The sequence below is a fragment of the Ciceribacter sichuanensis genome (assembly GCF_024055605.1).
GTDB lineage: Bacteria > Pseudomonadota > Alphaproteobacteria > Rhizobiales > Rhizobiaceae > Allorhizobium > Allorhizobium sichuanense.
Window position 1 is genome coordinate 1 of sequence record NZ_JAMXLX010000027.1, and the last position, 704, is coordinate 704.

The window sequence follows — 704 nt, forward strand, 5'->3', positions numbered from 1 at the left end:
TGGCGATCCGGGGCGCACTAGCTCGGACAATCGGTTGTTTATCAATGGTTGTCTTTGGGTATTGCGCTCCGGCGCACACTGGCGTGATCTACCGGAACGGTATGGCAAGTGGAAATCGGTGCATAAGCGTTTCAGCCGGTGGTGCCATGCCGGCATCTGGGAGCAGGTATTCGAGACGCTGACGGCCGATCGTGACAACCAGTATCTGATGATCGACAGCACGATCGTCCGTGCTCATCAGCAGTCGGCCTCCGGAAAAGGGGGGCCAAGGATCAGGCGCTGGGGCGTTCCCGAGGTGGATTGACCACCAAGATCCACATGCTGGCCGATGCGCTTGGAAGGCCGCTGCGTATCATTGTCACCGCCGGTCAGGTCGGCGACATCACGCAAGCTCCGGCGCTTCTGGAGGGGCAGACCGGCAATGCCGTGCTGGCCGATAAAGCCTATGACAGCAATGCCTTGCGAGAGACGATCGCCAGCATGGGGGCCAAAGTCGTTATCCCGTCAAACCGTTCGCGCAAGACCATCATTCCGCACGATGAACTCGCCTACATGTATCGCAACCGTATAGAGCGGTGCTTTAACCGAATGAAGCACTTCCGTCGGCTTTCAACCCGATACGACCGCAGAACCATTCATTTCAAAGGCGTCATCCATCTCGTTGCCGCTATGCTTTGGCTCCGATGAATGTCGATTCGTCCTAG

General features: G+C 57.5%; 1 protein-coding gene. It reads left to right on the forward strand.

Annotated features, from left to right (window positions below):
• Positions 1 to 687 (forward strand): IS5 family transposase gene (locus tag NBH21_RS25990; RefSeq protein ID WP_252759604.1). Its coding sequence is split into 2 segments (ribosomal slippage), with 688 coding nucleotides annotated over them: positions 1 to 272 and positions 272 to 687; the frame shifts between segments, so codons are not numbered across the junction. This gene is flagged as partial in the annotation.
• Positions 688 to 704: the final 17 nt, after the last annotated feature.